Consider the following 26,984-nt stretch of genomic DNA (forward strand, 5'->3'; position numbering starts at 1 on the left):
AGCTGGGTAGAGCCCGCTGCGCGGCTGCGCGCGCGGGCAAAAACGCGAAGGCTGCTGCAACCGGGCCGGCGCGGGATACCGTTGCACGCGTGCGCCAAACGCCGGTCTTTCGGGATCAGGTCGACCGCAACGCGCCTTCCCCCGACTCGCCAACCGGACCTGGCTCATGTCACCGCATTCGAACGCGCACCATCCCACGGACTGCGAAAATTGTGCGACTGCCTTGCATGGGGCTTACTGCCACGCCTGCGGGCAAAGCGCGCACAACCCGGTGCGCAGTGTCGCCCATGCAGTGGAAGAAGTCTTCGAATCGTTCTGGCATCTGGATGGGCGCATTTTCCGCACCCTGCGCGACCTGCTGGTGCCCGGACGCGTGGCGCAGCGCTTCCTGGGCGGCCAACGCGTACGTTATGTGGCGCCGATGCGGCTGTTCCTGGTACTGAGCCTGCTGACGTTCTTTATTGCGCGCATCGCCGTGCATGCGTCCGACGCAGACAGCGATATCGCACCGGCGCCCGGCACCAGCCAGACCACGGTTCCCAAGGATTTCGCACATGCACGCACGCCGGCGCAGGTGGAAGCGGTACGCAGGCAATTGGTCGACACGCTGACGCAGACACGCGCAGCGGTGCCGACCGGCATCGCACGCGACAGCATGGACGCCGGCATCGCGCGTGCCAACGCGCAAGCGCAACGCCGTCTGACGCAGTTGCAGGCCGACGCGCGTCCGACCAGCGCCGTGCCCGCCGCAGAGGCAGACAGCGACAGCACGTTCTTTTCGGTGACGGGCAAGCCGTGGGGCCCGGTGAGCAACCCACTGCACTATGCGGCGCTACCGCAGTTCGCCAACCGCTGGATCAATACCCAACTTCGCCATATCCGCGACAACCTGCCGCGGCTGCGCAACGATCCGCAACTGCTCTACAACGCGTTCTTCGCAGCGGTACCGTCTGCATTGCTGGTGCTGGTGCCGCTGTTTGCGCTGCTGTTGCGGGTGTTCTACGTGCGCAGCGGGCAGGTGTATCTGGAGCATCTGGTGGTGGCGCTGTACAGCCACGCCTTCCTATGCCTGAACCTGCTGACGCAGCTGCTGTTGTCGCTGCTCAGCGATGCGCTGACGCACGTCGCCAGCCCGATCACCTGGAGTATCGGACTTGCGCAGTTCGGGCTGACGGTCTGGATGCCGGTATATCTGCTGTGGATGCAGCGGCGCGTGTATGCCCAGTCCTGGCCGGTCACCGTGCTCAAGTACATCGGCCTGAGCGGGGTGTATCTGGTGTTGGTGACGGTGGCCGCGGCGCTATTGATGGTGGCGAGTCTGGCGCGCCTTTGACGCAACGAATCTACGCAGACAGTTGCGCGAAACGTCCGCATTGCAGCGCGACGCAGCGATGCCGGGCTTGGAGGTGGGGCGTCTGGAGCGGCAGTGTGGAAACAGGCTCCCGCTTGAACCGATGTGACCGGCGCAACACTAAAAAGCATTGCGCGCCCTGACGGCGACGAACCGGTGGCGCGAGCGATCAACGCGCCAGTTGGCGCTTCAACCAGGTGCTGCGGGTGGCCGGCGCTTCGGCCAGGAAGGCCTCGCGCAAGCCGTCGCGTTCCTGGGGCGGGGTGCGCTGCGCCAGCACCGCCAGTTGCTCCAGCTGGCCGGCGTCCAGGCTGCGCAGCGCGGCCAGCATGGCCTCGCGCTGGGCAGATGGCACGTAGCCGATCAACGGCTGCAACTGGGCATAGAACGCCCCTACCTGCGAGCCCAGGCGCCAACCGTCGCGATGCAGGCGATCCATCGCGCCGAACTGGGTGCGCAACGCGCGTTGCTGATCCTCGGGCAAGGCTTGCAGCCGCTCGCGTGCCTGGCGCAACACCACCCGGTCGGTAGCAGTCAGACCCTTCCAGGCAGCGTAGCGGGCGCGCAGCTCGGCTTGCTGCGCAGGCGTCATCGCCGCCCAGCGCGCGACCTGCTGCGCGGCGCTGGGCGATGTACCCGGCACTGCGGCAGCGGACGTGGACGCGGCCGGCGCAGCGGCGGATTCTTCCAGCGGCGTCGGCAAGCGCTGCGCGCCGGCGACGGCGGCAATCGCGCAGAGCAGCAGGCCGCACCACTTAGTTGCTTTCATCATCGACCGTCTCCAGAGGGGCGGAAGGCTGCTCGGCCGCGGTGGCATGCGCACCGGATTCATCAACCGGCACCGGATGGCCGGCGGCATACCAGGCATAGAAGTCCGCAGCGCGGGCCAGCTCCAGATCCGGGTCGGCCAGCATCGCTTGGTCGCGTGGATCCAGGCCCGGGGCGGCCACGGCATCCGGCAGATCGGCCGCCGGGAGTTCTTCCACCAGTACCGGTGCCGCGTCGGTCACGTGCAGCACGCCGGCAGGCGCCTGCGAGACAGGCTCGGGAGGAAGCGCGGGCCGGCGGTGGGTCCACCACCAGCCCAGCAGCGCCAGCAGCAGTGCCACCGCCAGCACCCCCAGCGCCATGCCTGCATGGCGGCGATCCAGCTGCGGCCACTGCCATTGCCGCCGGGTCCGCGCGCGCGCGGCGGCTGGGCGACGCGGCGCCGGTGCCGGCTCGGCCGGCGCGGCAGCCTGCAGCGGCATGCCGGCCAGGGCCGAATCACGGAGCTGGCCCAGCCGGGTCAACTGGGCCGGGCTCAGGTCGCGCAGTTCCACTTGCGCCGCCTCGGCCAGGGCCCGCCAGGCCTGGGCATCCGGGTTGCCGGCGGCGTCGCGCGGGCAGGCACGCGCCAGCAACTGCCGGTAGTCGGCCGTTTCGACGCCTTGCACCTCGCTGGCCACGCCTTCTTCCAGCCCGGCCACGATCCGCAGCAGCAGCGCCAGGCGGTCGGCAGTCTGCATCCGGCCCAAGGCGGTGAATGGGGGCAGCCACGTGCCCGGCATCGGCTCGCGCCGCAGCGGTGGCGCGGTGGCCAGCAGGCTCCAGAAGCGCATCGGCCAGCCTGCCATCGGCCGACCTGCCGCCTGGCTGCTGAAGGCGCGCAAGGCCGCTGCAAGGGCGCGCTCGGCGGCGGCCACATCGCCGCATTGCAATTGCGCGAGCACCAGCCCCCGGCGTTCCACACCACGCAAGAAGGCAGATAGCGCGGCGGGGGTCACGGGGGCGTCGGGGACTACGGTCATGGGAACTCCAGCATCGGCCGGCATGATACCGACGCGATTGCCCCCCCGCCGATGGCTTGACAGATCGGCTCGGCCCCGCTCCGCCTTCACATCGGCCGCGCCCGCCGCCGATGCGGGTTGTGCACAGCGGCAGACATGCCGATACGCAGGCGTCTGTCAACTGTTGTTTTTTCTTTGTTGCAATCGTGTTTCACGCCTAAGTGATTGAAATTTATTGACTTATGAACGTTGGCTAAAAAATGTCCAAGAGGTTGCAGAGGCTAGTGAATCCATCGTCACAGCGTGGAGCACGACACTAATTCACAGGTTTATCCACAGCCGGTGTGGATAAACCTGTTTCCTTAACCCTCACATAGGTTTACGTCGTATTTATCACTTCCGTCACAGAAACGCGGCCGCTGCCCCGGCGTGGATCTGGGCCGATTCGGCTCGGCCGCCAGCCTCTGGACAGGGTGGGTAGACTGGTTGGATGTCTTCGACCGTCGCCACCCTGCGCGTCGCCTTGCCGGTGCCGCTGCCCCAGTTGTTCGACTATCTGCCTCCGGCCGATGCGCCGCTGACCGACCCGGCGCGCGTCGGCTGCCGGGTGCGAGTGCCGTTCGGGCCGCGCGAGCTGGTCGGGGTTGTGGTGGAGATCGGGCAACTGCCCGCGGCCGACGGCTTGCGCCCGGCACTGGCGTGGTGCGACCAGGTCCCGCTGCTGGTCGATGAACTGGCGCGCTCGCTGCACTGGCTGGCCCGCTACACCCACGCCCCGCTCGGCGAGGCCCAGGCCAGCGCCCTGCCCGGCCCGCTGCGGCGCGGAGAGCCACTGGCCGACACCCACGCCTGGGCCTGGCAGCTGACCGAAGCAGGCCGCAGCGGTGCCGCCAGCCTGCGCGCGGGCAGCCGACCCGCCCTGCTGGCGGCCTTGCTGCTGACCGGCGCAGTGGGCGAAGAGCAGTTGGACCGGCTGCTGCCGCAGTGGCGCGAGGCCGCGCGCAGCCTAGCCAAGCGCGCCTATGCCGAACGCGTGGCAGTGCCGGCCGACGCCATCCCCCCCCGCCCCGGCAGCGGCCCCCCGCTCAACGACGAACAACAGGCCGCCGCCGCCGCGATCCGCGCGCACAGTGGCTTTGCCACCTATCTGCTCGACGGCGTCACCGGCAGCGGCAAGACCGAGGTCTACCTGCAGGCGATCGCCGCTTGCCTGGCCGCCGGCAAGCAGGCGCTGGTGCTGGTGCCGGAGATCGGGTTGACCCCGCAGACCCTGGGTCGCTTCCGTACCCGTCTGGGCGTGCCGGTGCACGCGCTGCACTCGGGTCTGTCCGATGGCGAACGCGCGCGGGTGTGGGCGGCGGCCTGGCGCGGCGAGGCACAGCTGATCGTCGGCACCCGCTCGGCGGTGTTCACCCCGCTGCCCAACGCCGGCCTGATCGTGATCGACGAGGAACACGACGGCAGCTACAAGCAGCAGGACGGCATCCGCTATCACGCGCGCGATTTCGCCCTGGTACGTGGCAAGGCGCTGGATGTACCGGTGATCCTGGGCAGCGCCACCCCATCGCTGGAAAGCCTGCACAACGCCTATTCCGGCCGCTACCGGCATCTGCGCCTGTCGCGGCGCGCCGGCGAAGCGCGTCCGCCACGCGTGCGCGTGCTCGACGTGCGCAAGCGCCCGCTCAAGGACGGCCTGTCGCCCGAGGTGCTGGCCGGTATCGGCACCACCCTGGCGCGTGGCGAACAAGTCCTGGTATTCAAGAACCGCCGCGGCTATGCGCCGGTGCTGCTCTGCCACGACTGCGGCTGGACCGCAGCCTGCCAGCGCTGCAGCACGCCGCTGCACCAGACCCCGATGACCGTGCATGCCGGCGGCCGCCGCCTGCAGTGCCACCACTGCGGCGCACGCCAACCCGCACCGCTGGCCTGCCCGGCCTGCGCCAGCCTGGCGCTGCAACCGCAGGGCATCGGCACCGAACGGCTGGAAGAACGCCTGACCGAGGCGTTTCCGGACGTCCCGGTGGTGCGCATCGACCGCAGCACTACCCAGCGCCGCGATGCACTGGAAACCCAGCTCGCCCGGCTCGGCACCGACGCCGGCATCCTGGTGGGCACGCAGATTCTGGCCAAGGGCCACGACCTGCCGCGGCTGACCATGGTAGTGGTGGTCGGCATCGACGAAGGCCTGTTCTCGGCCGACTTCCGCGCCGCCGAAAAACTGGCCCAGCAGTTGATCCAGGTGGCCGGACGCGCCGGGCGTGCCGACCGGCCGGGCGAAGTCTGGTTGCAGACCCACCACCCCGAACACCCGTTGCTGCAGACCCTGGTCAATGGCGGCTACCACGCCTTCGCCGACGCCGAACTGCAACAGCGCGAAGCGGCCGGATTCCCTCCCTTCGCGCATCTGGCCTTGTTCCGTGCCGAAGCCAAGGATGTGGCAGCGGCCAATCAGTTCCTGCTGGCGGTGCGCGATTTGACCAGCGCCGACCCCGGCACGCAATCACCGCCGTTTGCCGCAGTGGAATGCTACGGCCCGATGCCGGCACCGATGCCGCGCCGCGCCGGCTTCCAGCGCACGCAGCTGCTGTTGTCGGCGCACCAACGCTCGGCCTTGCATCGCCTGCTCGACACCCAACTGCCGGCGATCTATGCGCTACCGCAAGCCCGCCGCGTGCGCTGGTCGCTGGATGTGGACCCGATCGATCTGTACTAGCGCAGCCAGACCATCCACGCGTCGTAGGAGCGCACCTGGGCGCGAGAGGCGTCACCGGCAAAGCCCTCGCGCCCAGGTGCGCTCCTACGACAATGCGAGCTGCCTGCCGGCGGATGCGATGCCTGCGATGCACCACGCTGGCCTGCGCGGTGGTGGCAACCTCAGGTCAAGGCGGTCATCACTCCACGCTGGTACGCAGGCCGCGCGCGCAGGCGCTGGTACCACGCCTGCAGATGCGGCAATTCGGGGCGCTCGATCGGCATTTCGAACCACGCGTAGATGAAGCTGCCCAGTGGTATATCGCCCATCGCGAACTGTTCGCCGGACAGGTACGGCTGCTGCGCCAATGCCGCATCGGCACGTGCGAGCAACTCGCCCGACTGGGTCAACGCCGCAGCGATGCGTGCGTGATCGCGCTCGGCCTCCGGCGTGCGCACAACGCCCCAGAACAGGTCGCGAAATACCCCGGCGAACGTGGAGGTGGTCCAGTCCATCCAGCGGTCGCCGAGCGCGCGCTCGGCCGGCGAATATGGATACAACGCCGGCGCATAGTGCGCGGCCAGATAGCGCACGATCGCATTGGACTCCCACAACACCAGCGCGCCATCCTGCAAGGTCGGCACCACGCCGTTCGGATTCAATGCGCGATAGGCCGGCGTGTCGTTGCCGCCAAACGCACCGCCCACTTCGATCGAGGCATAGGCCACCCCGGCTTCTTCGGCGCACCACAACACCTTGCGCACGTTGCTGGAGTTGCGCCGTCCCCAGATTGTCATGGCGGGCATCGCTGCGGTGGGCACGTTTGCGTCCTGCGTCATGCTCGGCCCCCTGCTGCAGGTTTGGCCGGCGCACGTGCCGGGCGCTTGGCAGCCGCCGGTTGCGCCGGTTTGCCGCGGTCACTCTTGGGCGCGTCGCGCACCCACAACGCCTGTTCGTCCTGCCTGATCTCGAACAAGCCGATCGCGCGCACCAGATCGCTGAGCTTGCGATAGCCATAGTTGCGTGGATCGAACGAGGCCTGGTTGGCCACCTGCTTGCCGACTGCACTCAGCAACGCCCAGCCATCGTCTTCGCAGGCGCTGACGATCGCATTACGCAGCATTTGGACCAGACGCGTATCGCGACGTAATGCGGTGGCGTCCTTGCGATCGGCAGCCGTTTCGCTGGCGGCTGCAGCTTGTTGCCCGAGCGCCTCGACATAGGTGAACTTGGAGCACGCATTGACGAACGGCGCCGGTGTCTTCTTTTCGCCGAAGCCATAGACCTTCATGCCGTCGGTGAGCAGGCGCATCACCAGTGGCGTGAAATCGGCATCGCTGGAGACGATCGCAAATCCATCCAGGTTGCGTGCGTACAACAGGTCCATCGCATCGATCACCATTGCCATGTCCGAGGCGTTCTTGCCGGAACTGTAGGCAAATTGCTGGATCGGCCGGATCGCGTAGTCGTGCAACGCCGCCTCCCAGCCTTTCAGGTGCGGACTCTTCCAGTTGCCGTAGGCGCGACGCACATTGGCCACGCCGTAGCGCGCCACTTCGGCCAGCACCACGTCGATCTTGCCGGCTGGCGCATTGTCCGCATCGATCAGCAGCGCGATGCGTTTGTCAGGATTGTCGATCATGCTCATTGCTCCAGGGACTCGGCAGATTCGGTCTTGAAGTCGGTGTCGGTGTCGGTGTCGGTGTCCATCTCACTCTCCTCCACGTCGGTCTCGGCCGGCAATGTGTACTCGGTGCCATCGCGCAGCGTGAGCACGCCCGTACTCAGGATCTCGCGTTCGGCCCCGTCGCTGACCCAGGTGGCGTGCACGCGCCCGGTGCCGCGATCGCCTTCCACATCGAACACGAACTCGTCGCTACCAGGGGCCAGACTGGTGCGATACAGGTCCACCCGCATGTCGCGGATGTGCCCGATATGTTCCTGCACCACGGCATCGGCCTGCAGCGCAGTGCGCGCCTGATCGGCAAACAGCGACCAACCGATCGACATCAGCCAGATGAGCGCGCCGAGCACCAGCATCCCGAACAGCACCACACACGTCGCCACGCCAATCAGCCCGATCGCCACACTGCTGAGCGGCTTCTTGACGACAGCTGCCGGCGACGGTGCAGCGGGCGGCACAGACGACAACGGCGGCAACGGCGGCGGGAGCGACGACATGGGGTGGCCGGAAGCGGGAGATGCGACATGATGCCGCAGGCGGGCCACGCTCACGCGGCATGTTCATTGCCGATGCGGCATCCTGATACGCCCGCGTCGCACTCCATCGGACCTTACGATGACCTCTCTCCCCTCCCAAGCTCCGCTGCATCTGGTTGTGGTTGGCGGCGGATTCGCCGGCTTATGGGCGACCCGCGCGCTCGACGACCCCGGCATCCGCATCACCCTGGTCGACCGTCAGAACCACCACCTGTTCCAGCCCCTGCTGTATCAGGTGGCCACCGCCGGCCTGTCGGCACCGGACATCGCCGCGCCGCTGCGGCACATCCTGCGCGAGCAACGCAACGTCGAAGTACTGCTCGGCGATGTCACCGATATCGCACCAGGCCGCCGCGAGGTGGTGTTGGCCGATGGCAGCACGCTCGGCTACGACATGCTGCTGCTGGCCACCGGCGCCACCCATGCCTATTTCGGCAACGACCAATGGGCCGAACACGCCCCTGGCCTGAAAACGCTGTACGACGCGCTGGTGCTGCGGCGCAAGCTGCTGCTGGCCTTCGAACGCGCAGAAGCCGAATCCGACCCTGCCGCACGCGCCGCCTGGCTGAGCTTTGCAGTGGTCGGCGGCGGGCCCACCGGCGTCGAACTGGCCGGCACTCTGGCCGAAATCGCCCGCCACACACTCAAGAACGAGTTCCGCCACATCGACCCGCGGCAGGCGCGCGTGCGGCTGGTCGAAGCCGGTCCGCGCGTGCTGCCCTCGTTTCCGGAAGATCTCACCGCCAAGGCGCGCAAGCAGTTGGAGCGTCTGGGCGTGGAGGTGCACACCGGAACACCGGTCACGCAGATCGATGCATTGGGCTACCAGCTCGGCGACACCTTCGTACCGGCGCGCACCGTGGTGTGGGCCGCCGGCGTGGCCGCCTCGCCGCTGGCGCGTACGCTGGGCGTGCCGCTGGATCGCGCCGGCCGCGTGCTGGTCGAAGCCAACCTCAGCGTGCCGGGCCACCCGGACATCTTCGTCGGCGGTGATCTGGCCTCGGTGCAGCAGGACGGCCGCCCGGTGCCGGGCGTGGCACCGGCCGCCAAGCAGATGGGCAAGCACATCGCCAAGGCGATCCGGGCGCGGCATCGCGGCCAGACCGCGCCGGCGTTCCGCTACCAGGACTACGGCAACCTGGCCACGATCGGCCGCATGGCCGCCATCGTGCATGTGGGCAAGCTCAAGCTGTCCGGCGTCGTCGCCTGGTGGTTCTGGCTGGCTGCGCACGTGTACTTTTTGATCGGCTTCCGCAACCGGTTCGTGGTGCTGGTGAACTGGGCGATGGCGTACTGGAGCTACCAGCGCGCCGCGCGCATCATCTTCGGCGGCGCCACCGACGATCCTCCGCCCAGCAGCAAGGACGGATGACAGCGGCGCAGGCCGTGCGCGATGCTGTACGGCCTGATTCGACGACCCGATCGTGGCAACTGTGCTGTTTCTGCTGGATCTGCTCGGCACCTTCGTATTCGCTCTGAGCGGCGCGACCGTGGCGGTGCGCAACCGTCTGGACCTGTTCGGCGTGCTGGTGCTCTCCTGTGTGGCAGCGGTGTCCGGCGGCATCGTGCGCGATGTGCTGATCGGCGCCACCCCGCCGGCCGCGCTGGTGCAGCCGCAGTATCTGCTGGTGGCCTGCCTGGCCGGCGTGGCCGGATTCTATTGGCATGCAGCGGTGGAGCGCCTGCGCAATCCGGTGCAGATCTTCGATGCGGCCGGACTGGCGCTGTTTGCGGTCTACGGCACCAGCAAGGCGCTGGACTATCACCTCAGCCCGTTGAGCGCGACATTGCTGGGCATGCTCAGCGGCATCGGCGGCGGCATCGCGCGCGATCTGCTGGTGGCGCGCACGCCGGTGGTGCTGCAGGCCGAACTGTATGCGGTCGCTGCGCTTGCCGGTGGCGGATTGGTCGCGCTCGGGCACGTCCTGGATGTGCCGCAGGCCTGGTCGCTGGCGACCGGCGCCGGCGTGTGTTTCGGCCTGCGCTTCATGGCGATCCGCTACGGTTGGCATCTTCCTGTCGCACGCCTGCCGGAATAGCCAAGCGGTCGCCGTACGTGGCGATCAAACACCGCCAGCCACACACTGAGTGGCCGCCAGGCAGGCACGGCCCGGGCCCGCATTGACCGGAGAGCATGGCTGCGAATGCGAGCACGCCGCGCATGCCCGATCCGACGACCGCTCACTGCGCACGGCCACCGCTACGAACAGCGGCAGATTCATGTTACGCATCGCACGCGCTGCCATCACAGCTCGCTGGCGATCTGTGTCAGCGCAACGCGATGCGGTTGCCGCGTCCGGCCAGGCATGCATGCCCACGTGCGCGACGGAATCGGGGCACCGACCACGCGCCTGAGCAATCAAGACATCGCCAGCACCACACATGCAAACGGCCCGGAAAACCGGGCCGTCCGTGCAACCACTCGCGCAGACCGACAGGATCAGGCGACGAACAGCGCCTTCATCTTCTTCAGCGCATTCGCTTCGATCTGGCGGATACGCTCGGCCGACACGCCGTATTCGTCTGCCAGTTCCTGCAGCGTCACCTTGGAATCGGAATCCAGCCAACGGCGCTTGACGATGTCGCGCGAGCGCGCGTCCAGGCCAGCCATGCCTTCGCGCAGCAGCTGCAGCTGGTTGTCTTCGCTGTCGTGACGCTCGTATGCCTGCGAAGGATCTTCTTCATTGGCGACCAGGTAGCTCACCGGCGACGGCGGGCCGTGATCGTCGTCTTCGTCCGACGACGCGTCGAAACCGATATCGCGACCGGACAGGCGCGACTCCATCTCCATCACTTCACGCTCGGAGACGTTCAAGTCCTTGGCAACTGCAGTCACTTCCGACGCATTGAGCCAGCCCAGACGGGTCTTGGACTTGCGCAGGTTGAAGAACAGCTTGCGCTGCGCCTTGGTCGTGGCGACCTTGACGATGCGCCAGTTCTTCAGGATGAACTCGTGCATCTCGGCACGGATCCAGTGCACCGCAAAGCTGACCAGGCGCACACCCATGTCCGGGTCGAAACGCTTGACCGCCTTCATCAGGCCGATATTGCCTTCCTGGATCAGGTCGCCCAGCGGCAGGCCGTAGCCGTTGTAGCCGCGGGCCACGTGCACCACGAAACGCAGGTGGGAATGGACCAGTTCGCGCGCCGCGTCCAGATCCAGCTCGTCGCGGAAGCGACGGGCCAGATCCTGCTCCTCATCGACCGACAGCACCGGGATCTGGTGCACGGCACCGATGTAGGCGTCCAGCGAACCGAGCGCACTGGGAATCGGGAGATTGTTTGCCACGAGGGCAGTCGAAGTAGTCTGGTTCATAGGCACCATCTTAGCAGTCGAACTATTGGACTGCCGGGTACAGAAAGAGTTCCCAGCATTCCATTTATAGGACGTTCGGGCTTTTGGCATCACCGGTGTTCTACAGCCCGGCTCCCCAAACACGAGGCTTACCGTACCACCAAGCCCCTATGCAAACCGTGACAAACTGGTTGCGCAACAGGATGTCGGGAGCGTCGTTCAGGCGCCGGCGGAGGTGAGGTCCAGCGCGCTGAGTGGTGGCAGCGACCAATCGATCGGGCTCAGACCACGCCGCCGCAAATGGTCGTTGGTCTTTGAGAAATGCTGGCAGCCCAGGAAGCCGCGGTGCGCCGACAGCGGCGAAGGATGCGGCGCCTTCAAGACCCGGTGGCGCGCCTGGTCGATGACCTTGCCCTTTGACTGCGCATAGCTGCCCCACAGCAGGAACACCAGCCCTTCGCGCTCGCGGTTGAGGGTTTCCACCACATGATCGGTGAAGCCTTCCCACCCCTTGTTCTGGTGGGCCCCGGCGCGTCCCTGCTCCACCGTCAGCACCGCATTGAGCAGCAGCACGCCCTGGCGCGCCCAGGGCATCAGGTAGCCGTGATCCGGTCGCGCGATCCCCAGGTCGTCCTGGATCTCTTTATAGATATTGAGCAGCGACGGGGGCACCGGCACGCCGGGCAGTACCGAGAAGCACAGCCCATGCGCCTGACCTTCGCCGTGATACGGGTCCTGGCCCAGGATCACCACCTTGACCTGCTCGAACGGTGTCGCGTCGAAGGCGGCGAAGATCTGCGAGCCGGGCGGAAACACCCGCGCCCCGGCCGCCTTGCGCTGGCGCAGGAATGCCGACAGCTCCTGCATCTGCGGGCGCAGCAGCCAGTCGCCCACTCTTGCCTTCCACGACGGTTCCAGCTGGATGCGTGCTTCCCCTTCAGTCATAGCGTGACAGCCTGATCCTCCAGGCGTGCCAGGCGCAGCTGGAACAACACCTTGGTCACCAGCAGGCGCTCTTCGATCGGTTTTTGCACCAGATCGTTGGCACCGGCGCGCAGCAATTCGGACTGATTGCGCGGGTTGGTGTCACCGGTCATCACCAGCACCGGCAGGCGGCGCTTGCCGTAGGCGAAATCGATGCGGATACGCTCGACCACGTCGCGGCCGTTGAGCTCGCCCTTCAGCGTCACGTCGGTCAGCACCACGTCGATGCGGCGCTCGGTGCGGCCCAGCGATTCGGCGGTGAGCAGCGCAAAGGCATCTTCGGCGGTGAGCACGTGCACCACTTTCAGGCTCTGGCGTTCGAGCATGCGCTTGGTCGCCTCGGCCACCACGCGGCTGTCTTCGATGTAGAGCACGGTCGCGCCCACCACCGGCTCGGGCTGCACGTACCCACGGATGAAAGTCGCCAGGGCTTCATGGCCCAGCGCCTTGTCGAAATAATCGGTGACGTACTCGGTGAAACGGCGCTCCACCAGATGCTGCTGCGCATCGCCGGAGACCACGATCACCGGCACATAGGCCTGCCCGGCGGTTTCGCGCACGCTGCGCGCCAGGGTCAGGCCGTCGCCATCGGGCAGCGACAGCGAGGTGGTGACCAGATCCACCGCGCCGGCTTCCAGCGCCTGACGCGCTTCGGCAATGTTGGAACAGCCGATCACCTGCACATTGGGCAGGTCGCGCTTGAGCACGTCGGCAATCAGCTTGCGCACCAACTTGGAGCCATCGACCACCATCACGCGCGGTGCGTCGCTGATCAGGTGTTTGAGATCTGGTGGATGCATGGCAGGCCTCAGGTCTCGGTAGGTCGGGTCTGGCGAAGGAAATGGCCGGTCACCAGCCAGGCACCCAACCAACCCAGGACTAAGGTGCCGACCAGCACCAGCGCAGAATGCAACAGATCCAGCCCGTGCAGGGTAAAAGAACTGCCGTAACTGTCGGCCAATGTCGCCAACGGCGCACGCAATGCCAGGCCGGAGGCGGCGATCAGAGCGAGCGCGACAGCACCGGCGCCGAGCCCGTACCACGCGCCCAGATACAAGAACGGGCGACGGATGAAGCCATCGCTGGCGCCGAGCAACTGCAGCACGCCGATTTCTTCGCGCCGCGACTGGATGTCCAGCCGCACGGTGTTGCCGACCACCAGCACCGCACCGATCCCGAGCAGGGCAGACAACACCTGGACCAGGCGCTCGCCGAAGTGCAACCAGCCATCCAGGCGCTTGCGCCACAGCGCGTCGTGCTGCACCTGATCGGTTTGCGGCAGCGCCTGTAGCGCACCGGCCAGCTGCGCGTCGTCGGTCGCGTCGGCGGGAGTGACGATCAACAAGGTGGGCAGCGGATTGTCGCCCAGCGCATCGGCCGCTTCATCGAGCTTGGCGCTCTCGCGCAGTTCGGCCAAACCCTGTTCGGGCGTGCGCAGCGTGACCTTGGCCACATCCGGGCGTGCACGCAGCTCGCCGGCCAGCGCCTGCGCCGCATCGGCAGCCACGTCGACCTTCAGGAACAGATTGATCTCGCGCGACTGCTGCACGCTGCCGGCCAGCAGCTTGACGTTGTCCAGCGCGATCGACAGCCCCAACGGCAGGGCCAGCGCCAGGGCCATCACCACGATGGTCAACAAGGTGGCCCACGGCTTGCGCATCGCACGGCCCAGGCTGAAGGCGATGCTGTGCAGGTGATGGTCGATCCACACGCCGAACCGCGACGGCGCGACAGTTTCGGTATTGGCGGGCTTGCTCATTCGGCCAGGTCCTGCGGCGAGATGTCGTCGACCAGGCGGCCGTGATCCAGGATCAGCACGCGCTTGCGCATCTGCTTGAGCAGCGCCAGGTCGTGGCTGACCACCAGCACGCTGGTGCCACGGGCCGGGAGTTCGGCGAACAACTGCATGATTTCCGCGGCCAGGGCGGGGTCGAGATTGCCGGTGGGCTCATCGGCCACCAGCAGCCGCGGTTCGCCGACGATGGCGCGCGCGATGCCAACGCGTTGCTGCTCGCCGGCAGACAATTGCGACGGCAGGGCTTTCTCGCGATGGGCCAGACCGATGCGCTCCAATGCCGAGCGCACGCGTTTGCCGATCTCGGCACGCCGGGTGCCGCGCAAGATCAGCGGCAAGGCCACGTTCTCGGCGATGCTGCGGTCGTTGAGCAGACGGTGGTCCTGATAGACCGCGCCCACCTGACGCCGATGCAGCGGAATCTGCCGGCCACGCACCTTGAGCAGGTTACGTTCGCCCAGCAGCACCGCGCCCTGACTCGGGCGTTCGCTGAGGTGGATCAGTTTGAGCAAGGTACTTTTGCCGGCGCCGGAGTGGCCGGTCACGAACAGCATCTCGCCATCGGCCACTTCGAAGCTGACATCGGTCAGCGCCTGGTGGCCACCGGCGTAGTGCTTGCTGACGTTGTCGAAACGCAGAACGGTCATTCAGCGATTATGCCGGAGCGCCAGTGCTTGCGTCGCATCGCCGATGCGCGGCGATGCGATCAGTGCCGCAAACGGTCAGTTGCCGGAGACCAGCGAACGCAGTCGGCGGCCGATCCGGCTGAGCAGCGACGGGCTGCCCGACGGCTTGGCGGCGGCACGCACCGGCTTGGCAACCACCTGGGTGGGCTTGCGCGGTGCGGCAGGTGCGGGAACCGGCGTGGATGCCACTGCCGGCTCGGCACCCTCGACCGGACGACCGTTACGACGACGCCGACGCTTGCGTGGTGCGCGCTCGGCATCGGCCACGCCCGCGGAAGGCGCCTGTGCCGCTGCTGCAGCCACCGGATGTTCGGTCGACGCCGCAGCTGCAGGCGCTTGGCCTTCTACCCGTGGCTTGCGACGCGGACGCGGCTTGCCATCGGCACCGGCGCCATCGCGGCGACCACCGCCACTGCCGCTGCGCGACCCGCCCGGGCCACCGCGCCCACCACCGCGACGCTGTTCTTCGGCGGCACGCTGCTCGCGCGCCTCGCGGAAGATCGTGCCCACGCTGTCACCAGCGTCCTCGTCGGCCTCTTCGCCTACCACCGGCACGCGTGGCGCGCGCGGCAGCGGCGTCAGCAGTTCGGACGTCACCGGCTCGACCGGAATCTTCTGCTCGATGTAGGCCTCGATGTCCGGCAGGCTCATCGCATAGCGTTCGCAGGCGAAGCTGATCGCATCGCCTTCCTCGCCCAGACGCGCGGTGCGGCCGATGCGATGGACGTAGTCTTCGGCGTCGAATGGCAGGTCGTAGTTGTAGACGTATTTGACGCCGTCGATATGCAGACCGCGCGCGGCCACGTCGGTGGCGACCAGGATTTCGAGCTGGCCTTTCTGGAAGCGGTTGAGCAGCGACTCGCGCTTCTTCTGCGGCACATCGCCCGACAGCACGCCGACCCGGTAGCCATGCCGCTCCAGGGTGCTCGCCACGCGCTCCACGAAGGCCTTGGTGTTGACGAACACCATGGTGCGCGCGCCTTCGCTGCGCGACAGCAAGCCCAACAGTAGCGTCTGCTTCTCTTCGTCGGACGGAAAATAGATGCGCTGGCGCACCCGCGCGGCGGTGATGCTTTCGGTTTCGACGACGAGCTTCTCCGGCTCGTTCATGTGCTCGTAGGCCAGCTCCAGCACGCGGTGGCTGAGCGTGGCCGAGAACAACAACGTCTGCCGGGTACCGCGCTCGGGCATGCGCCGCAGCAGGAAGCGGATGTCCTTGATGAAGCCCAGGTCGAACATGCGGTCGGCTTCGTCCAGCACGCAGATCTCGCAGGCGTGCAGCGAGACCACCTTGTGCTGTTTGACGTAGTCGATCAGACGGCCCGGGGTGGCGATGATCACGTCCACGCCCTGCTGCAACAGCTCGCGCTGCTTGTCGTAATCCACCCCGCCATAGACCAGCGCAAAGCGCAGGCCAAGGTCGGCGCCGAACTTCACTGCGTCCTTGTGAATCTGGATCGCCAGCTCGCGGGTCGGCGCCAGGATCAGCGCGCGCGGGTCTTCCGGCTTGCGGTCGGCCAGGGCCGGGCGGATCAGCAGCCGATTCATCACCGCGACCAGAAACGCCAAGGTCTTGCCGGTACCGGTCTGGGCCTGGCCGGCGACATCGCCGCCCGGCAGCGCGACCGGCAAGGTCAGCGCCTGGATCGGGGTACAGCGGGTAAACCCGGCGCTCTCCAGCCCGGCGATCAAGGCCGGATGCAGGTCGAACGAGGAAAAGGTCACATCGGTCAGCGGTTTGTCGCTCATTATTCCGTCTTCGTGAGGCGCCCTGGGCAGCCCGGGCGCGGCTTGCATCGATGCCGACAGCGTCGCAAACTGTGACTGTTGTGGCGGACAGCGCGGCTTCAGGACTGACACTTGATTCAGTCGCGCAATGCCCCAGTTTAGCGCAATGTAGCGGCCTGCCCGTTCGGGTGGGCCGTTTTGGTTTCCAGGAGACCCAAGGTGAGCGATAAGGTTCAACATGTCGGCGATGCCGACTTCGACACAGCTGTACTGCAATCGGGCGAACCGGTTCTGGTGGATTTCTGGGCCGAGTGGTGCGGCCCGTGCAAGATGATCGCCCCGGTGCTGGACGATCTGGCCGACACCTATCAGGGCCGCCTCAAGGTTGCCAAGGTCAATGTGGACCAGAACCGTGCGCTGGCCATCAAGTACCACGTGCGCTCGATCCCGATGCTGTTGCTGTTCAAGGACGGGCAGGTGCAGGCGACCCAGATCGGTGCCGTCGGCAAGGGCCAGCTGACCCAGATGATCGACAAGACCCTGGGTGGCGCGGCCGCCTGAGCAAGCGGGCGTCCAGCAATGGGCGCCCGATGATGCGCCGGCAGTTAAATCGTGCCCGGCAAGACGCTTGCGCGGTAACGCGCGGCGGTGATAGTGTCAGTCGGTCCGGCACACGTTCGTGCGCCGCCGCACCCCTCTAGAACCTCTTCTAGACTCCCATCTACCACCAGTTCGCCCCCTAGTTGGGCGCTCGCACCTTAGCGAGGAATCACGCACTTGTCCGATCATCCTTCCTCCGATACCGGGAGCAGCGTCGACGCTCCCGTCGAGAAGCGCGTGCGCAAGCCGCGCGTGAGCAAGACCGCCGCCGCCACTGAAGAGGCTGGCGCACAGCAGCCCAACCTGCCCTTGCCCGCCAGTCCCGCACCCGAAGCACCCCGTGCCCCGCAGGCACCGTCGCGCGCTGCCGATCCGGCACCGGCGCAGACGTCCAGCGATGGCGCCCAGGCCGGTCAGGCGCCCAGCGCCAGCCACGGCAGCGACACCCACGGCGAGCCCCGCGAGGGCGGCCAGTCGCAGCAGCAGCGCTTCAATCAGGCGCAGCAACAGCAGAACCAGGGTCAAGGTCAGCAGCAGGGTCAGGCCCAGGCACAGGGCCAGAACCAGAACCAGAACGCCGGCCAGAATCAGCAAGGCCAGGGCGGTCAGGGTCAGGGACAAAACCAGCAAGGCCAGAACCAGCAGGGCAATCGCCGCGACCGGTTCCGCAACCGCCGCGACCGCGGCCCGCGCGACCGCTTCGGCAACGACAGCGGCATGCCCTCGTCCGACGGCAACAACGAGCCGTTCGTCGCGCGTCCGCATCCGGCCGTACCGGAAGGTTTTCCGGTGTATTCGCTGAGCGACCTCAAGCGCATGCCGGCGCAGAAGCTGCTGGATATCGCCGACCAGCTCAATATCCAGGAAGGCGTGGCGCGTGCGCGCAAGCAGGACGTGATCTTCGCCCTTCTGAAGGTGCTGACCCGTCATGGTGAAGGCGTTGCCGCCGACGGCGTGCTGGAAATCCTGCCCGACGGCTTCGGTTTCCTGCGTGCGGCAGAAGCCAGCTACCTGGCCGGCCCGGACGATACCTATATTTCGCCCAGCCAAATCCGCCGCTTCAACCTGCGTACCGGCGACCACCTCTCCGGCCGCATCCGCTTCCCGAAGGACGGCGAACGCTATTTCGCGCTGTCGATCGTCGACACCATCAATGGCGAGCCGCTGGAAGCGAGCAAGAACAAGGTCCTGTTCGAGAACCTGACCCCGCTGTTCCCGCGCCGCCGCTTCCGTCTGGAGCGTGGCGATGGCTCCACCGAGGACATCACCGGCCGCATCCTGGATCTGATGGCACCGCAGGGCAAGGGTCAGCGTGCGCTGATCGTCTCCCCGCCCAAGGCCGGTAAGACGATGATGATGCAGCAGGTGGCCACGGCCATCACCACCAATCACCCCGAAGTGCACATGATCGTGCTGCTCATCGACGAGCGCCCGGAAGAAGTGACCGAAATGCAGCGCACCGTGCGCGGCGAAGTCATCTCCTCCACGTTCGACGAGCCGGCTGCGCGTCACGTGCAGGTCGCCGAGATGGTGATCGAGCGGGCCAAGCGCCTGGTCGAGCACAAGAAGGACGTGGTGATCCTGCTGGACTCCATCACCCGCCTGGCGCGCGCCTACAACAACGTGGTGCCCAGCTCCGGCAAGGTGCTCACCGGCGGTGTGGACGCCAATGCGTTGCACCGCCCGAAGCGCTTCTTCGGCGCGGCGCGTAACGTGGAAGAAGGCGGCTCGCTGACCATCATCGCCACGGCGCTGGTGGAAACCGGCAGCAAGATGGACGAGGTGATCTACGAAGAGTTCAAGGGCACCGGCAACAGCGAAGTGCATCTGAACCGTCGCATCACCGAAAAGCGCGTGTACCCGGCGATCGACATCAACCGTTCGGGCACGCGTCGCGAAGATCTGCTGATCGAACCGGAGTTGCTGCAGAAGATCTGGATCCTGCGCAAGCTGCTGCACCCGATGGACGAAATCGCAGCAATGGAATTCCTGTTGGACAAGATGAAGACCACCAAGTCCAACGACGAGTTCTTCAGTTCGATGAAGCGCTGAGTTCAGTCGGTTTATCGAGACAAAAAAGCCCCGCATTGCGGGGCTTTTTTGTGGGCACGCTGCCGTACGTACAGCGACAACGAGCATCGACGATGCCCATTTCGGTGGACATTCGGCGGACTGGACGATGCCGAAGGACCCGTCAGGCGAGCCTGCGCGACTCCGCATATGGCGGGGTGTCGGGATAATCGTCTTCGCGAAGCCGGCTCTGCAGGTCGCGCCACCAGCGTGGGTCGAACAGTTCCGGGTGCTGGTGCTTGACCGCTTCCAGCTGCGAGGAGGGCAGGCCCATGAACAAGGCGAAGCGCTCGGGAAAGACGTCGCGCGGGCCGACATGGAACCAGGGTTCTGCGGCCATCTGTTCTTCGTAGGTGGTGGGCGTCGGCCAATCGCGGAAGTTGCATTCGGTGATCAGGCACAGCTCGTCATAGTCGTAGAACACCGCGCGCTGATGGCGGGTAATGCCGAAATTCTTCAGCAACATGTCGCCGGGAAAGATGTTGTTGCGCGCCATGTCCTTGATGGCCTGGCCGTAGTCCAGCGCTGCTGCATGCGCGGCTTCGGGCAATTGTTCGCGCAGGTACAAATTCAACGGGCGCAACCGGCGCTGCACATAGCACAGTGCGATCAGGACATCGTCGCCGTCTTCGCTCAGGCTCATCGCGCAGCTGGTCTGCAGCTCTTGCAGCAGCGTCGGCGAAAAACGCGCCTTGGGGAAACGCAGGAAGCGATACGGCTGTGCGTCGAGCAGGCGGCCGATGCGGTCGAGCTGGAAGACCAATTCGTACTTACCCTCCACCTGCGCGCGGCTCATGGTTTTGGGATACGCAAAGCGGTCGCGAATGAGTTTGAAGACCAGCGGATAACTGGGCAGCGTAAAGACCACCATGACCATGCCGGGGGTGCCATCGGCGTGCACCAGCTGTTCGGACGGATGTGCCTGAAAATGGCTGAAAAACGTGCGGTAACGCTCGGTCTTGCCCTGCTTGGCGCGACCCAGCATTGTGTATAGCTCATCGACCGGCTTATGGGTGAGCAGGCTGCGCAGGAACACCACCGCATCGCCGACAGTGGACAGGTCGGCTTGAAAATAGCTGCGCGAGTTGCTGAACAATTGCGCGACATCGCTGCGCCGGGTCAGCACCGCTTCGGCGCGCAGGCCGGCGGCGGCGTTGATCAGCGCGATCACGCATGGCGAAAAGCGATGTTCGCCGAACACGCGTCCGACCAGATACGCACGCCGCTCGCGATAGAACACCGTCTCCAGCAATTCCACGCTGCGCACCGGATGTTCGCCCCAATGCGCAAGGTCGTCCAGCAGACGCACCGCAATGGCAGCCGCGCAACGGGTGCGGTGCGCATACGGCACGGCGAACGCGTAGTCGCCCAGCACCCGCACCAGCATGTCGGTCAAGCGGCCGGGCGAGACGGCGTAGGTGTGGCGCGCAACCGGCACGGTGATGGCGTCGGTCGGTTCGATATCCAGGGCGATGAATTCGATGTCGGCATCGACGCCGTGGGTACCGAAGTAGCGCCGGGTCAGGGTATTGTAGAACGTCTTGTACAGCTCCTGATCGATCAACCCGCTCAGCAACGCAGCGTAATGATCGCGCGCACGCATCCATAGCGCGCGGTCGTGCGCCTGACCCAGCAGTACTGCGCGCAGACGCAACATGCATTCGGCGATGTAGTGGTCGTAAAGCGCGATGCGCGCCACTGCGTCTTCGCGCGCGCCGCTCCAGTCGCGTGTTTCGAACCGCTGTTTGGCGCGCGCGGTGATTTCGGAAAAGCGCGCGTGATAGTCCTCGAACGCTTCGTACACGGCCTGGGCGATCGCCAGCGCGCGGCGCTCGGATTGTGGAGGCAACGATGGATGGTTCATGGCGGCAGTGTCCCGGAGCGTTTGCGGCGGCGCGCGGCCAATGGCGTGGCGGTCGCCTGCTGCGCATGCGCGGCGTGTTCGCGCGCCTGGCCCTGTAGCCAGGTGCGAAACGCGAGAAACCCGCCATGGGTGCTGGAACGCGGCGGATACACCAGGTAATGCGACCAACTGGTCTTGAGCCGTTGCGTGGACAACGCCACCAGCTGGCCGGACGCCAGCAACAGACGCGCACGCGTCACGCGCCCCAGTGCAACGCCGACGCCATCCAGGGCGGCACGATGGTGTGCCTCCGATTCGTCGAGCACGGCGACATAGCGTCGCGGCACATCGCCGCCGAACGCCGCAAACCAGCGCGACCAGGCGTCATCCGGGTCGCCCAGCAATGGCCACTGATGCAATGGTGGCGCCTCCACGCCGCCCATGCGGGCGATCAGGGCCGGGCTAGCCATGGGCACCAGCCATTCGTCGAACAAGGGCTCGGCGATGACGCCAGGCCATTGCCCGGCGCCGATACGCATGGCGGCATCCACTTGCTGCTGGCGTTCGAAATCCACCAGTCGCTCGCTCGACAGCAGGTTGATTTCGATGGTGGGATGAATTGCCAGAAATTCGCCCAGGCGCGGCACCAGCCAGGCCGATGCCATCGACGGCGTGAGACTCAGCGTCAGGGTGTCTTCGCGACGCGCACCGAAGGGCTCGAACGCCTCGGCGATGGCGTCCAGATGCGATGCGATGCGGTCGAGCAGTTGCTGGCCCTGCGGCGTGGCGGTGACGCCGCGCGCATGCCGTTGCAGCAGCGGATATCCCAGCCGTTGTTCGAGCGCGCGCATCTGATGACTAAGTGCGCTGACGGTCAGATGCATCGCGCCAGCAGCGCGCGACAGGTTGCCCAGGCGTACCGCGCTGACGAAGCCTTGCAATGCGTGAAGCGGCGGACGCGACATGGCCAACCCTTGAATGGAATTCAATACTCACTTGTAAAAGCCTCGCTTTTACGTCCCCTAGCCTGCGCCTACTGTGGATTCCACTCAAGTGGAGGTGGGTCATGCGCATCTTTAGCGAACTGTTGTTTCAGCACGGCCACATTGCCGATGTGGCGCTGGCCCAGCGTCTGGCGGAACCGGACACGGCAGTGGAGGCGATGCAACGGCACACCTCAATGGAATCGCTTGGATCTGCCGTGCCGCCACAGCCAAACGTGCAGACGATGACTGATCGGCCTACCCGGCGCGAGCGACGCATGGCGCGGCTCAGCCGACGCCTGCTGCGTGGCGTGACGGCATTATCGCCGTTTCGCTGAAACGACAAGGCCCGTCTCTTGCGAGACGGGCCTTGCAGACGACATGTGCAGAGACAGCAGGCGGCGCGGCGACTCAGGCCTTGAGCGTGGCCAGGATGTCGTTGAAGGTCTTGCTGGGGCGCATCGCCTCGCTGACCTTGGCCAGGTCGGGATGGTAGTAACCGCCAATTTCCACCGGCTTGCCCTGCGCGCCGTTGAGCTCGGCCACGATCGTGGCTTCGTTCTCGGTCAGGGCCTTGGCCAGCGGCGCGAACTTGGCCTGCAAAGCCGTGTCTTCGGTCTGCGCGGCCAGGGCCTGTGCCCAGTACATCGCCAGATAGAAGTGGCTGCCGCGGTTGTCGAGCTCGCCGACCTTGCGCGCGGGCGACTTGTTGTTGTCCAGGAACTGACCGTTGGCGACATCCAGCGCCTTGGCCAGCACGGTGGCCGACGGGTTGTCGTAACGGTTGCCCAGGTGCTCGAGCGAGGCGGCCAGGGCCAGGAATTCACCCAGCGAATCCCAGCGCAGGCAGTTCTCTTCGACGAACTGCTGCACATGCTTGGGCGCCGAACCACCGGCACCGGTTTCGAACAGGCCGCCGCCGGCCATCAGCGGCACGATGGACAGCATCTTGGCACTGGTGCCCAGCTCCATGATCGGGAACAGGTCGGTGAGGTAGTCGCGCAGCACATTGCCGGTGACCGAGATGGTGTCCTGACCCTTGCGGATGCGCTCCAGCGAGAACGTGGTCGCTTCCACTGGCGGCAGGATGCGGATATCCAGGCCGTTGGTGTCGTGATCCTTCAGATACTGCTCGACCTTGGCGATCACCTGCGCATCGTGCGCGCGCGCCTTGTCCAGCCAGAACACGGCCGGCGTATCGCTCAGGCGGGCGCGCTCCACGGCCAGCTTCACCCAGTCCTGGATCGGCGCGTCCTTGACCTGGCACATGCGCCACAGATCGCCGGCTTCCACTGCGTGCTCGAACACCGTCTTGCCGTTGCCATCGGTGACCTTGACGGTGCCGGCGCCGGACATCTGGAAGGTCTTGTCGTGCGAGCCATATTCCTCGGCCTTCTGCGCCATCAACCCCACGTTGGGCACCGAGCCCATGGTGGACGGATCGAACGCGCCGTGCGCCTTGCAGTCGTCGATCACCGCCTGATACACGCCCGCGTAGCAACGATCCGGAATCACCGCCTTGGTGTCCTGCAACTTGCCTTGCGCGTTCCACATCTGGCCGGAGTCGCGAATCATCGCCGGCATCGAGGCATCGACGATCACGTCGCTGGGCACATGCAGGTTGGTGATGCCCTTGTCCGAATTGACCATCGCCAGGCCGGGGCGTTGTGCGTATTCGGCCTGGATATCGGCGGTGATCTGCGCCTGCTGCTCTTCCGGCAGGCTGCCGATGCGCGCGTACAAATCGCCGATGCCGTTGTTGGGATCGAAGCCGACCGACTTGAGCGCATCGGCATGCTTGCTCAGCGTGTCCTTGTAGAACTCGCCGACCACCACACCGAATAGCACCGGATCGGAGACCTTCATCATGGTGGCTTTCAAATGCACCGAGAACAGCACGTCGCGGGCCTTGGCATCGGCAATCTGCGCATCGATGAAGCTGGCCAGCGCGCGCTTGCTCAACACCGCAGCGTCGACGATTTCGCCGGCTTTGACCGCCACCTTGTCTTTCAGCACGGTGCTGCTGCCATCGGCACCGACGAATTCGATCTTCAGCGTGCCGGCGTCGGCCAGGGTGGTGGACTGCTCGCTACCGAAGAAATCGCCGGACTCCATGTGCGACACGTGCGACTTGGAATCGCTGCTCCACTTGCCCATGCGGTGCGGGTGCTTACGCGCATAGTTCTTCACCGACAGCGGTGCGCGACGATCGGAATTGCCCTCGCGCAGCACCGGATTCACCGCGCTACCCTTGACCTTGTCGTAGCGCGCCTTGATGTCTTTTTCCGCAGCATCCTTGGGCTCGTCCGGATACGCCGGCAGTGCATAGCCCTGGCCTTGCAGCTCCTTGATCGCGGCCTTGAGCTGCGGCACCGAGGCGCTGATGTTGGGCAGCTTGATGATGTTGGCCTCCGGCGTGGTGGCCAGCTCACCCAGTTCGGCCAGGTCGTCGGCGATCTTCTGCGTGTCGCTCAAATGCTCGGGAAACAGCGCCAGAATGCGCCCGGCCAGCGAGATATCGCGCGTTTGGACCACGATGCCGGCGGTATCGGTGTAGGCATCGATGATCGGCAGCAGCGACTGCGTGGCCAGGTAGGGTGCTTCGTCGGTGAGCGTGTACAGGATCTTCGGTGTCTTCGACATGAGGTGCGATGGCTCTTGTGGTCGGGAGGAGCGCCGGCATTCACGGACGATGGCAGTGGTGCGCGCGACGGGGTCGTTGATGGCACACCGGTCAGCCAGCGCATTGGACGCGGCGATGGATCAGCATGGCATTGTCGCGTCTGAGCCGCGCCCGGGTAAAGCGACCACAGGCGGATGCTTCGTCCCGTCGCCAAGGCAATCGACATGGATGCAGCTGTAACAAATGCGATGCAACAAAAAGGCGCGACTTGATCGGTCGCGCCCTGCTTGCATGGCTTAGTGCAATATCGAGCCACCAGCTGACGGGAGCAGCGGCGACGCACGGCCAATGCCGTACATCGCCAATGTCGCCCAGCCTTACTTGACCGTGATGGTCTGCGGATTACCTGCGGGCTTGCCGTCCACCATGACCTGCGCGGTGTAGGTGCCGGCCGGCCAGCCATCGGGCTTGCTGAAGCTCAGGTTGGTGGTTTCGGCACCGGTGGTGTTCAACGTCGCGCTCTGTTCGCCAGCCACCTGGCCATCCTGATAGGTCAGCTTCGCCGACACGGCCACGTTGCTCGCGCTGCCGTCCGTCTTGACCGAGACGATGATGGTGTCTTTGCTGCCGACACTGGTCGCCGGAGTCACCGTCTTGTCGGCTGCGGCCTGGGTGCCTACGGCCACGTTGGACACCGTCACCGCGCTACTCGGCGCAGCACCGCCATCGGTGCTGGCCGAACCGGTTGCGCTGCCCTGGGCTGCCTGATCGCTCGCCGGCGGGGTGGCGGCCGGGCCGGGCATCGCTTCGGTCGCGGCACCGGAAGTGGGGTCTTTGGAAACGCTGTCGTCGTCGGCCTTCTTGCTACAGCCAGACACTGCCAGGACGCCGGCCAAGGCCAGGGCTAAGCTGCTCGAAACAGAGGTAGTACGCATAAATCGATTCTCCGGTAGCCAGAACACCTGCAGTCGCAGTGTTCGATTGGTTTCTGGGTTTGTTGAATGACGTTGCCGCCAGCGACTGGAAGCCGACCTGCCGTTACGATTTTGCAGGCAGGCGCAGCACCTGACCGGGAAAGATCTTGTCCGGGTCCTGCAGCGTTTCGCGGTTGGCTTCGAAAATACGTGGCCACAGGTTGCCGTCGCCCAGATGGCGCTTGGCAATACTGGAGAGGCTGTCGCCGGTCTGGACGGTCACCGATTCTTCAACGAGCTGCGCGGTGCTTTGCACACTGGTGCGCACGTTGGAAAAATCGGGCGCAGGGGTCACCTCGGCGGTGCTGTCGACCGATGAGGTGACGTTGGAGAAATCTGCCTTCTTGTCGACACTCATTGCTGCAATCCCTGTGCATCGCGGTGTCAGCAGGGTGCGCGAGGCGCTGTTAAGCATGGATCGCGCCGCCGTGAAGCCCGCGCGATCCTGCATGAGCGCGACCTACTGACGCAGGTCGCGGAAGATCGACAGCGGCGTCGGGACACTGGCCGAGCTGCGCAGCGGATTGATGTCCAGGCCGCCACGACGTGTGTAGCGCGCTTCCACCACCAGCCACTGCGGCGCGCACTGTGTCAGCACGTCGTTGAAGATGCGCTCGACGCATTGCTCATGAAACTCGGCGTGGTCGCGGAAACTCACCAGATAACGCAGCAATCCCTCGCGATCGATCGGTGCGCCGCGGTAACGCAAGGTGACGCTGGCCCAGTCCGGCTGGCCAGTCACCGGGCAATTGGATTTGAGCAAGGCCGAGGTCAGCACCTCTTCCACCACTGGCTGCGCATGCGCGCAGAGATAGGCCGCGTTGGGCGGGCCGTACTCGTCGATGCTGACATCCAGTGCGTCGATCGAGTCGCCCTCGCCGACCGCATCGATCGGCGGCAGGCCGAACTCCACCGCCACATCGGCACCGGCGCGCGTGGACAGGTCGGTCGCAATGCGCGTGCGCACCGCTTCGGCGCTGTTGAAGCGGGTGGCGTTGAGCGAGTTGAGATACAGCTTGAGCGACTTGGATTCGATCAGCGACGGCGAATCGCAGGGCACATGCAAGGTGGCCGTGGCCACGCAGGGCTTGCCTTGTGCATCGAGCCAGCTGAGTTCGTAGGCATGCCAGCGATCGCGACCGATAAACGGCAACTCACCAGTCAGCCCGATCGCCTCGCGCCCGGCCGCACGCGGAATCGGAAACAGCAACGACGGGTCGTAGCCGCTCGGATAGGCGACCTCACGACCGAGGGTGGAATCTTCTGGGGTATTCATGTCGCCATTTTAGGCCGCACGGGCTGGCCGTGAGGTGTATGGCGACGCGTGAAAGAGAGCGAATCGAAAACCGGAAGATCGCCGCTCCAGAATCA

General features: G+C 65.9%; 24 protein-coding genes. 7 read left to right on the forward strand and 17 right to left on the reverse strand.

Annotation, left to right across the window (positions count from 1 at the left end):
• Nucleotides 1-166: 166 nt before the first annotated feature.
• The gene (locus J7360_RS00200; RefSeq protein ID WP_209033013.1) at nucleotides 167-1,333 is read left to right on the forward strand and encodes a DUF3667 domain-containing protein; all 1,167 of its coding nucleotides are present in this window, start codon (nucleotides 167-169) and stop codon (nucleotides 1,331-1,333) included.
• Nucleotides 1,334-1,520: 187 nt separating this feature from the next.
• Here the strand turns inward: J7360_RS00200 and J7360_RS00205 are convergent, their stop codons facing one another.
• Nucleotides 1,521-2,123 (reverse strand): DUF3106 domain-containing protein, encoded by a 603-nt coding sequence (locus tag J7360_RS00205; RefSeq protein ID WP_033481335.1) that lies wholly within the window; start codon nucleotides 2,121-2,123, stop codon nucleotides 1,521-1,523.
• Nucleotides 2,107-3,141: a hypothetical protein gene (locus tag J7360_RS00210; RefSeq protein WP_022560134.1), complete on the reverse strand. Its 1,035-nt coding sequence runs from the start codon at nucleotides 3,139-3,141 to the stop codon at nucleotides 2,107-2,109. The genes J7360_RS00205 and J7360_RS00210 overlap by 17 nt, the downstream gene beginning before the upstream one ends.
• Before the next feature lie 469 nt (nucleotides 3,142-3,610).
• Here J7360_RS00210 and J7360_RS00215 point away from each other — a divergent pair, with 469 nt between their 5' ends.
• Entirely contained in the window at nucleotides 3,611-5,833 is a 2,223-nt protein-coding gene (locus J7360_RS00215) for a primosomal protein N' (protein WP_057658601.1), read from the forward strand.
• Nucleotides 5,834-5,994: 161 nt separating this feature from the next.
• On the opposite strand, the gene J7360_RS00220 is transcribed toward J7360_RS00215, so the two are convergent.
• Genes J7360_RS00220 through J7360_RS00230 form a run of 3 tightly spaced genes read right to left on the reverse strand, consistent with a single transcriptional unit; the run spans nucleotide 5,995 to nucleotide 7,993 of the window.
• On the reverse strand, nucleotides 5,995-6,618 hold the full coding sequence (locus J7360_RS00220) for a glutathione S-transferase (protein WP_272491599.1): 624 nt from the start codon (nucleotides 6,616-6,618) through the stop codon (nucleotides 5,995-5,997).
• 29 nt (nucleotides 6,619-6,647) lie between these two features.
• Nucleotides 6,648-7,460 (reverse strand): NYN domain-containing protein, encoded by an 813-nt coding sequence (locus tag J7360_RS00225; protein WP_007966633.1) that lies wholly within the window; start codon nucleotides 7,458-7,460, stop codon nucleotides 6,648-6,650.
• Nucleotides 7,457-7,993, reverse strand: a complete 537-nt coding sequence (locus tag J7360_RS00230) for a hypothetical protein (protein ID WP_209033015.1) — start codon at nucleotides 7,991-7,993, stop codon at nucleotides 7,457-7,459. Before J7360_RS00230 ends, J7360_RS00225 begins: the two co-directional genes overlap by 4 nt.
• A 118-nt stretch (nucleotides 7,994-8,111) precedes the next feature.
• On the opposite strand from J7360_RS00230, the gene J7360_RS00235 reads away from it, so the two are divergent.
• The gene (locus J7360_RS00235; RefSeq protein ID WP_007966631.1) at nucleotides 8,112-9,404 is read left to right on the forward strand and encodes an NAD(P)/FAD-dependent oxidoreductase; all 1,293 of its coding nucleotides are present in this window, start codon (nucleotides 8,112-8,114) and stop codon (nucleotides 9,402-9,404) included.
• Nucleotides 9,405-9,456: 52 nt separating this feature from the next.
• Entirely contained in the window at nucleotides 9,457-10,071 is a 615-nt protein-coding gene (locus tag J7360_RS00240; RefSeq protein WP_057658609.1) for a trimeric intracellular cation channel family protein, read from the forward strand.
• 401 nt (nucleotides 10,072-10,472) lie between these two features.
• On the opposite strand, the gene rpoH is transcribed toward J7360_RS00240, so the two are convergent.
• The 6 genes from rpoH to rhlB form a co-directional block, all read right to left on the reverse strand.
• Nucleotides 10,473-11,348 (reverse strand): RNA polymerase sigma factor RpoH, encoded by an 876-nt coding sequence (gene rpoH / locus J7360_RS00245; RefSeq protein ID WP_005911428.1) that lies wholly within the window; start codon nucleotides 11,346-11,348, stop codon nucleotides 10,473-10,475.
• Between the two features lie 198 nt (nucleotides 11,349-11,546).
• On the reverse strand, nucleotides 11,547-12,272 hold the full coding sequence (gene ung, locus J7360_RS00250; protein WP_007966625.1) for a uracil-DNA glycosylase: 726 nt from the start codon (nucleotides 12,270-12,272) through the stop codon (nucleotides 11,547-11,549).
• The gene (locus tag J7360_RS00255; protein WP_005927293.1) at nucleotides 12,269-13,111 is read right to left on the reverse strand and encodes a response regulator; all 843 of its coding nucleotides are present in this window, start codon (nucleotides 13,109-13,111) and stop codon (nucleotides 12,269-12,271) included. Before J7360_RS00255 ends, ung begins: the two co-directional genes overlap by 4 nt.
• 8 nt (nucleotides 13,112-13,119) lie before the next feature.
• Nucleotides 13,120-14,070, reverse strand: coding sequence for a permease-like cell division protein FtsX (gene ftsX, locus J7360_RS00260; RefSeq protein ID WP_007966623.1), 951 nt, complete (start codon nucleotides 14,068-14,070; stop codon nucleotides 13,120-13,122).
• Nucleotides 14,067-14,753, reverse strand: a complete 687-nt coding sequence (ftsE, locus tag J7360_RS00265) for a cell division ATP-binding protein FtsE (RefSeq protein ID WP_003484499.1) — start codon at nucleotides 14,751-14,753, stop codon at nucleotides 14,067-14,069. The genes ftsX and ftsE overlap by 4 nt, the downstream gene beginning before the upstream one ends.
• Before the next feature lie 75 nt (nucleotides 14,754-14,828).
• On the reverse strand, nucleotides 14,829-16,541 hold the full coding sequence (gene rhlB, locus J7360_RS00270; RefSeq protein ID WP_209033017.1) for an ATP-dependent RNA helicase RhlB: 1,713 nt from the start codon (nucleotides 16,539-16,541) through the stop codon (nucleotides 14,829-14,831).
• A gap of 198 nt (nucleotides 16,542-16,739) precedes the next feature.
• On the opposite strand from rhlB, the gene trxA reads away from it, so the two are divergent.
• A complete protein-coding gene (gene trxA, locus J7360_RS00275; RefSeq protein ID WP_005923050.1) occupies nucleotides 16,740-17,081 on the forward strand; it encodes a thioredoxin TrxA in 342 nt (113 codons plus the stop codon).
• 216 nt (nucleotides 17,082-17,297) lie between these two features.
• Nucleotides 17,298-19,172: a transcription termination factor Rho gene (gene rho / locus J7360_RS00280; RefSeq protein WP_209033019.1), complete on the forward strand. Its 1,875-nt coding sequence runs from the start codon at nucleotides 17,298-17,300 to the stop codon at nucleotides 19,170-19,172.
• 142 nt (nucleotides 19,173-19,314) lie between these two features.
• Here the strand turns inward: rho and aceK are convergent, their stop codons facing one another.
• Nucleotides 19,315-21,054: a bifunctional isocitrate dehydrogenase kinase/phosphatase gene (gene aceK / locus J7360_RS00285; protein ID WP_057658615.1), complete on the reverse strand. Its 1,740-nt coding sequence runs from the start codon at nucleotides 21,052-21,054 to the stop codon at nucleotides 19,315-19,317.
• A complete protein-coding gene (locus J7360_RS00290; protein WP_209033021.1) occupies nucleotides 21,051-21,998 on the reverse strand; it encodes a LysR substrate-binding domain-containing protein in 948 nt (315 codons plus the stop codon). The genes aceK and J7360_RS00290 overlap by 4 nt, the downstream gene beginning before the upstream one ends.
• A 101-nt stretch (nucleotides 21,999-22,099) precedes the next feature.
• On the opposite strand from J7360_RS00290, the gene J7360_RS00295 reads away from it, so the two are divergent.
• A complete protein-coding gene (locus J7360_RS00295; RefSeq protein WP_022560147.1) occupies nucleotides 22,100-22,354 on the forward strand; it encodes a hypothetical protein in 255 nt (84 codons plus the stop codon).
• A 73-nt stretch (nucleotides 22,355-22,427) separates the two neighbouring features.
• Here the strand turns inward: J7360_RS00295 and J7360_RS00300 are convergent, their stop codons facing one another.
• The 4 genes from J7360_RS00300 to queF form a co-directional block, all read right to left on the reverse strand.
• Nucleotides 22,428-24,659, reverse strand: coding sequence for an NADP-dependent isocitrate dehydrogenase (locus J7360_RS00300; RefSeq protein WP_099828338.1), 2,232 nt, complete (start codon nucleotides 24,657-24,659; stop codon nucleotides 22,428-22,430).
• Nucleotides 24,660-25,016: 357 nt separating this feature from the next.
• Entirely contained in the window at nucleotides 25,017-25,574 is a 558-nt protein-coding gene (locus tag J7360_RS00305; RefSeq protein WP_057658619.1) for a hypothetical protein, read from the reverse strand.
• Between the two features lie 103 nt (nucleotides 25,575-25,677).
• Nucleotides 25,678-25,971, reverse strand: a complete 294-nt coding sequence (locus tag J7360_RS00310) for a LysM peptidoglycan-binding domain-containing protein (RefSeq protein WP_042805478.1) — start codon at nucleotides 25,969-25,971, stop codon at nucleotides 25,678-25,680.
• Nucleotides 25,972-26,073: 102 nt separating this feature from the next.
• Nucleotides 26,074-26,889, reverse strand: coding sequence for an NADPH-dependent 7-cyano-7-deazaguanine reductase QueF (gene queF / locus J7360_RS00315; protein ID WP_057658629.1), 816 nt, complete (start codon nucleotides 26,887-26,889; stop codon nucleotides 26,074-26,076).
• Nucleotides 26,890-26,984: the final 95 nt, after the last annotated feature.

This window comes from Xanthomonas sp. D-99 (genome assembly GCF_017746145.1).
Taxonomy (GTDB): Bacteria; Pseudomonadota; Gammaproteobacteria; order Xanthomonadales; family Xanthomonadaceae; genus Xanthomonas; species Xanthomonas cissicola.

Bases quoted from the DNA above. Each gene is read 5' to 3' on its own strand.
- ftsX (WP_007966623.1), bottom strand. From the start codon at position 14,070: ATGAGCAAGCCCGCCAATACCGAAACTGTCGCGCCGTCGCGGTTCGGC.
- ung (WP_007966625.1), bottom strand. From the start codon at position 12,272: ATGACTGAAGGGGAAGCACGCATCCAGCTGGAACCGTCGTGGAAGGCA.
- J7360_RS00205 (WP_033481335.1), bottom strand. From the start codon at position 2,123: ATGATGAAAGCAACTAAGTGGTGCGGCCTGCTGCTCTGCGCGATTGCC.
- J7360_RS00230 (WP_209033015.1), bottom strand. From the start codon at position 7,993: ATGTCGTCGCTCCCGCCGCCGTTGCCGCCGTTGTCGTCTGTGCCGCCC.
- J7360_RS00215 (WP_057658601.1), top strand. From the start codon at position 3,611: ATGTCTTCGACCGTCGCCACCCTGCGCGTCGCCTTGCCGGTGCCGCTG.
- queF (WP_057658629.1), bottom strand. From the start codon at position 26,889: ATGAATACCCCAGAAGATTCCACCCTCGGTCGTGAGGTCGCCTATCCG.
- J7360_RS00200 (WP_209033013.1), top strand. From the start codon at position 167: ATGTCACCGCATTCGAACGCGCACCATCCCACGGACTGCGAAAATTGT.
- J7360_RS00290 (WP_209033021.1), bottom strand. From the start codon at position 21,998: ATGTCGCGTCCGCCGCTTCACGCATTGCAAGGCTTCGTCAGCGCGGTA.
- ftsE (WP_003484499.1), bottom strand. From the start codon at position 14,753: ATGACCGTTCTGCGTTTCGACAACGTCAGCAAGCACTACGCCGGTGGC.
- J7360_RS00305 (WP_057658619.1), bottom strand. From the start codon at position 25,574: ATGCGTACTACCTCTGTTTCGAGCAGCTTAGCCCTGGCCTTGGCCGGC.
- rpoH (WP_005911428.1), bottom strand. From the start codon at position 11,348: ATGAACCAGACTACTTCGACTGCCCTCGTGGCAAACAATCTCCCGATT.
- J7360_RS00310 (WP_042805478.1), bottom strand. From the start codon at position 25,971: ATGAGTGTCGACAAGAAGGCAGATTTCTCCAACGTCACCTCATCGGTC.
- J7360_RS00225 (WP_007966633.1), bottom strand. From the start codon at position 7,460: ATGAGCATGATCGACAATCCTGACAAACGCATCGCGCTGCTGATCGAT.
- aceK (WP_057658615.1), bottom strand. From the start codon at position 21,054: ATGAACCATCCATCGTTGCCTCCACAATCCGAGCGCCGCGCGCTGGCG.
- rhlB (WP_209033017.1), bottom strand. From the start codon at position 16,541: ATGAGCGACAAACCGCTGACCGATGTGACCTTTTCCTCGTTCGACCTG.
- J7360_RS00220 (WP_272491599.1), bottom strand. From the start codon at position 6,618: ATGCCCGCCATGACAATCTGGGGACGGCGCAACTCCAGCAACGTGCGC.
- J7360_RS00300 (WP_099828338.1), bottom strand. From the start codon at position 24,659: ATGTCGAAGACACCGAAGATCCTGTACACGCTCACCGACGAAGCACCC.
- J7360_RS00255 (WP_005927293.1), bottom strand. From the start codon at position 13,111: ATGCATCCACCAGATCTCAAACACCTGATCAGCGACGCACCGCGCGTG.
- J7360_RS00295 (WP_022560147.1), top strand. From the start codon at position 22,100: ATGCGCATCTTTAGCGAACTGTTGTTTCAGCACGGCCACATTGCCGAT.
- J7360_RS00210 (WP_022560134.1), bottom strand. From the start codon at position 3,141: ATGACCGTAGTCCCCGACGCCCCCGTGACCCCCGCCGCGCTATCTGCC.
- J7360_RS00235 (WP_007966631.1), top strand. From the start codon at position 8,112: ATGACCTCTCTCCCCTCCCAAGCTCCGCTGCATCTGGTTGTGGTTGGC.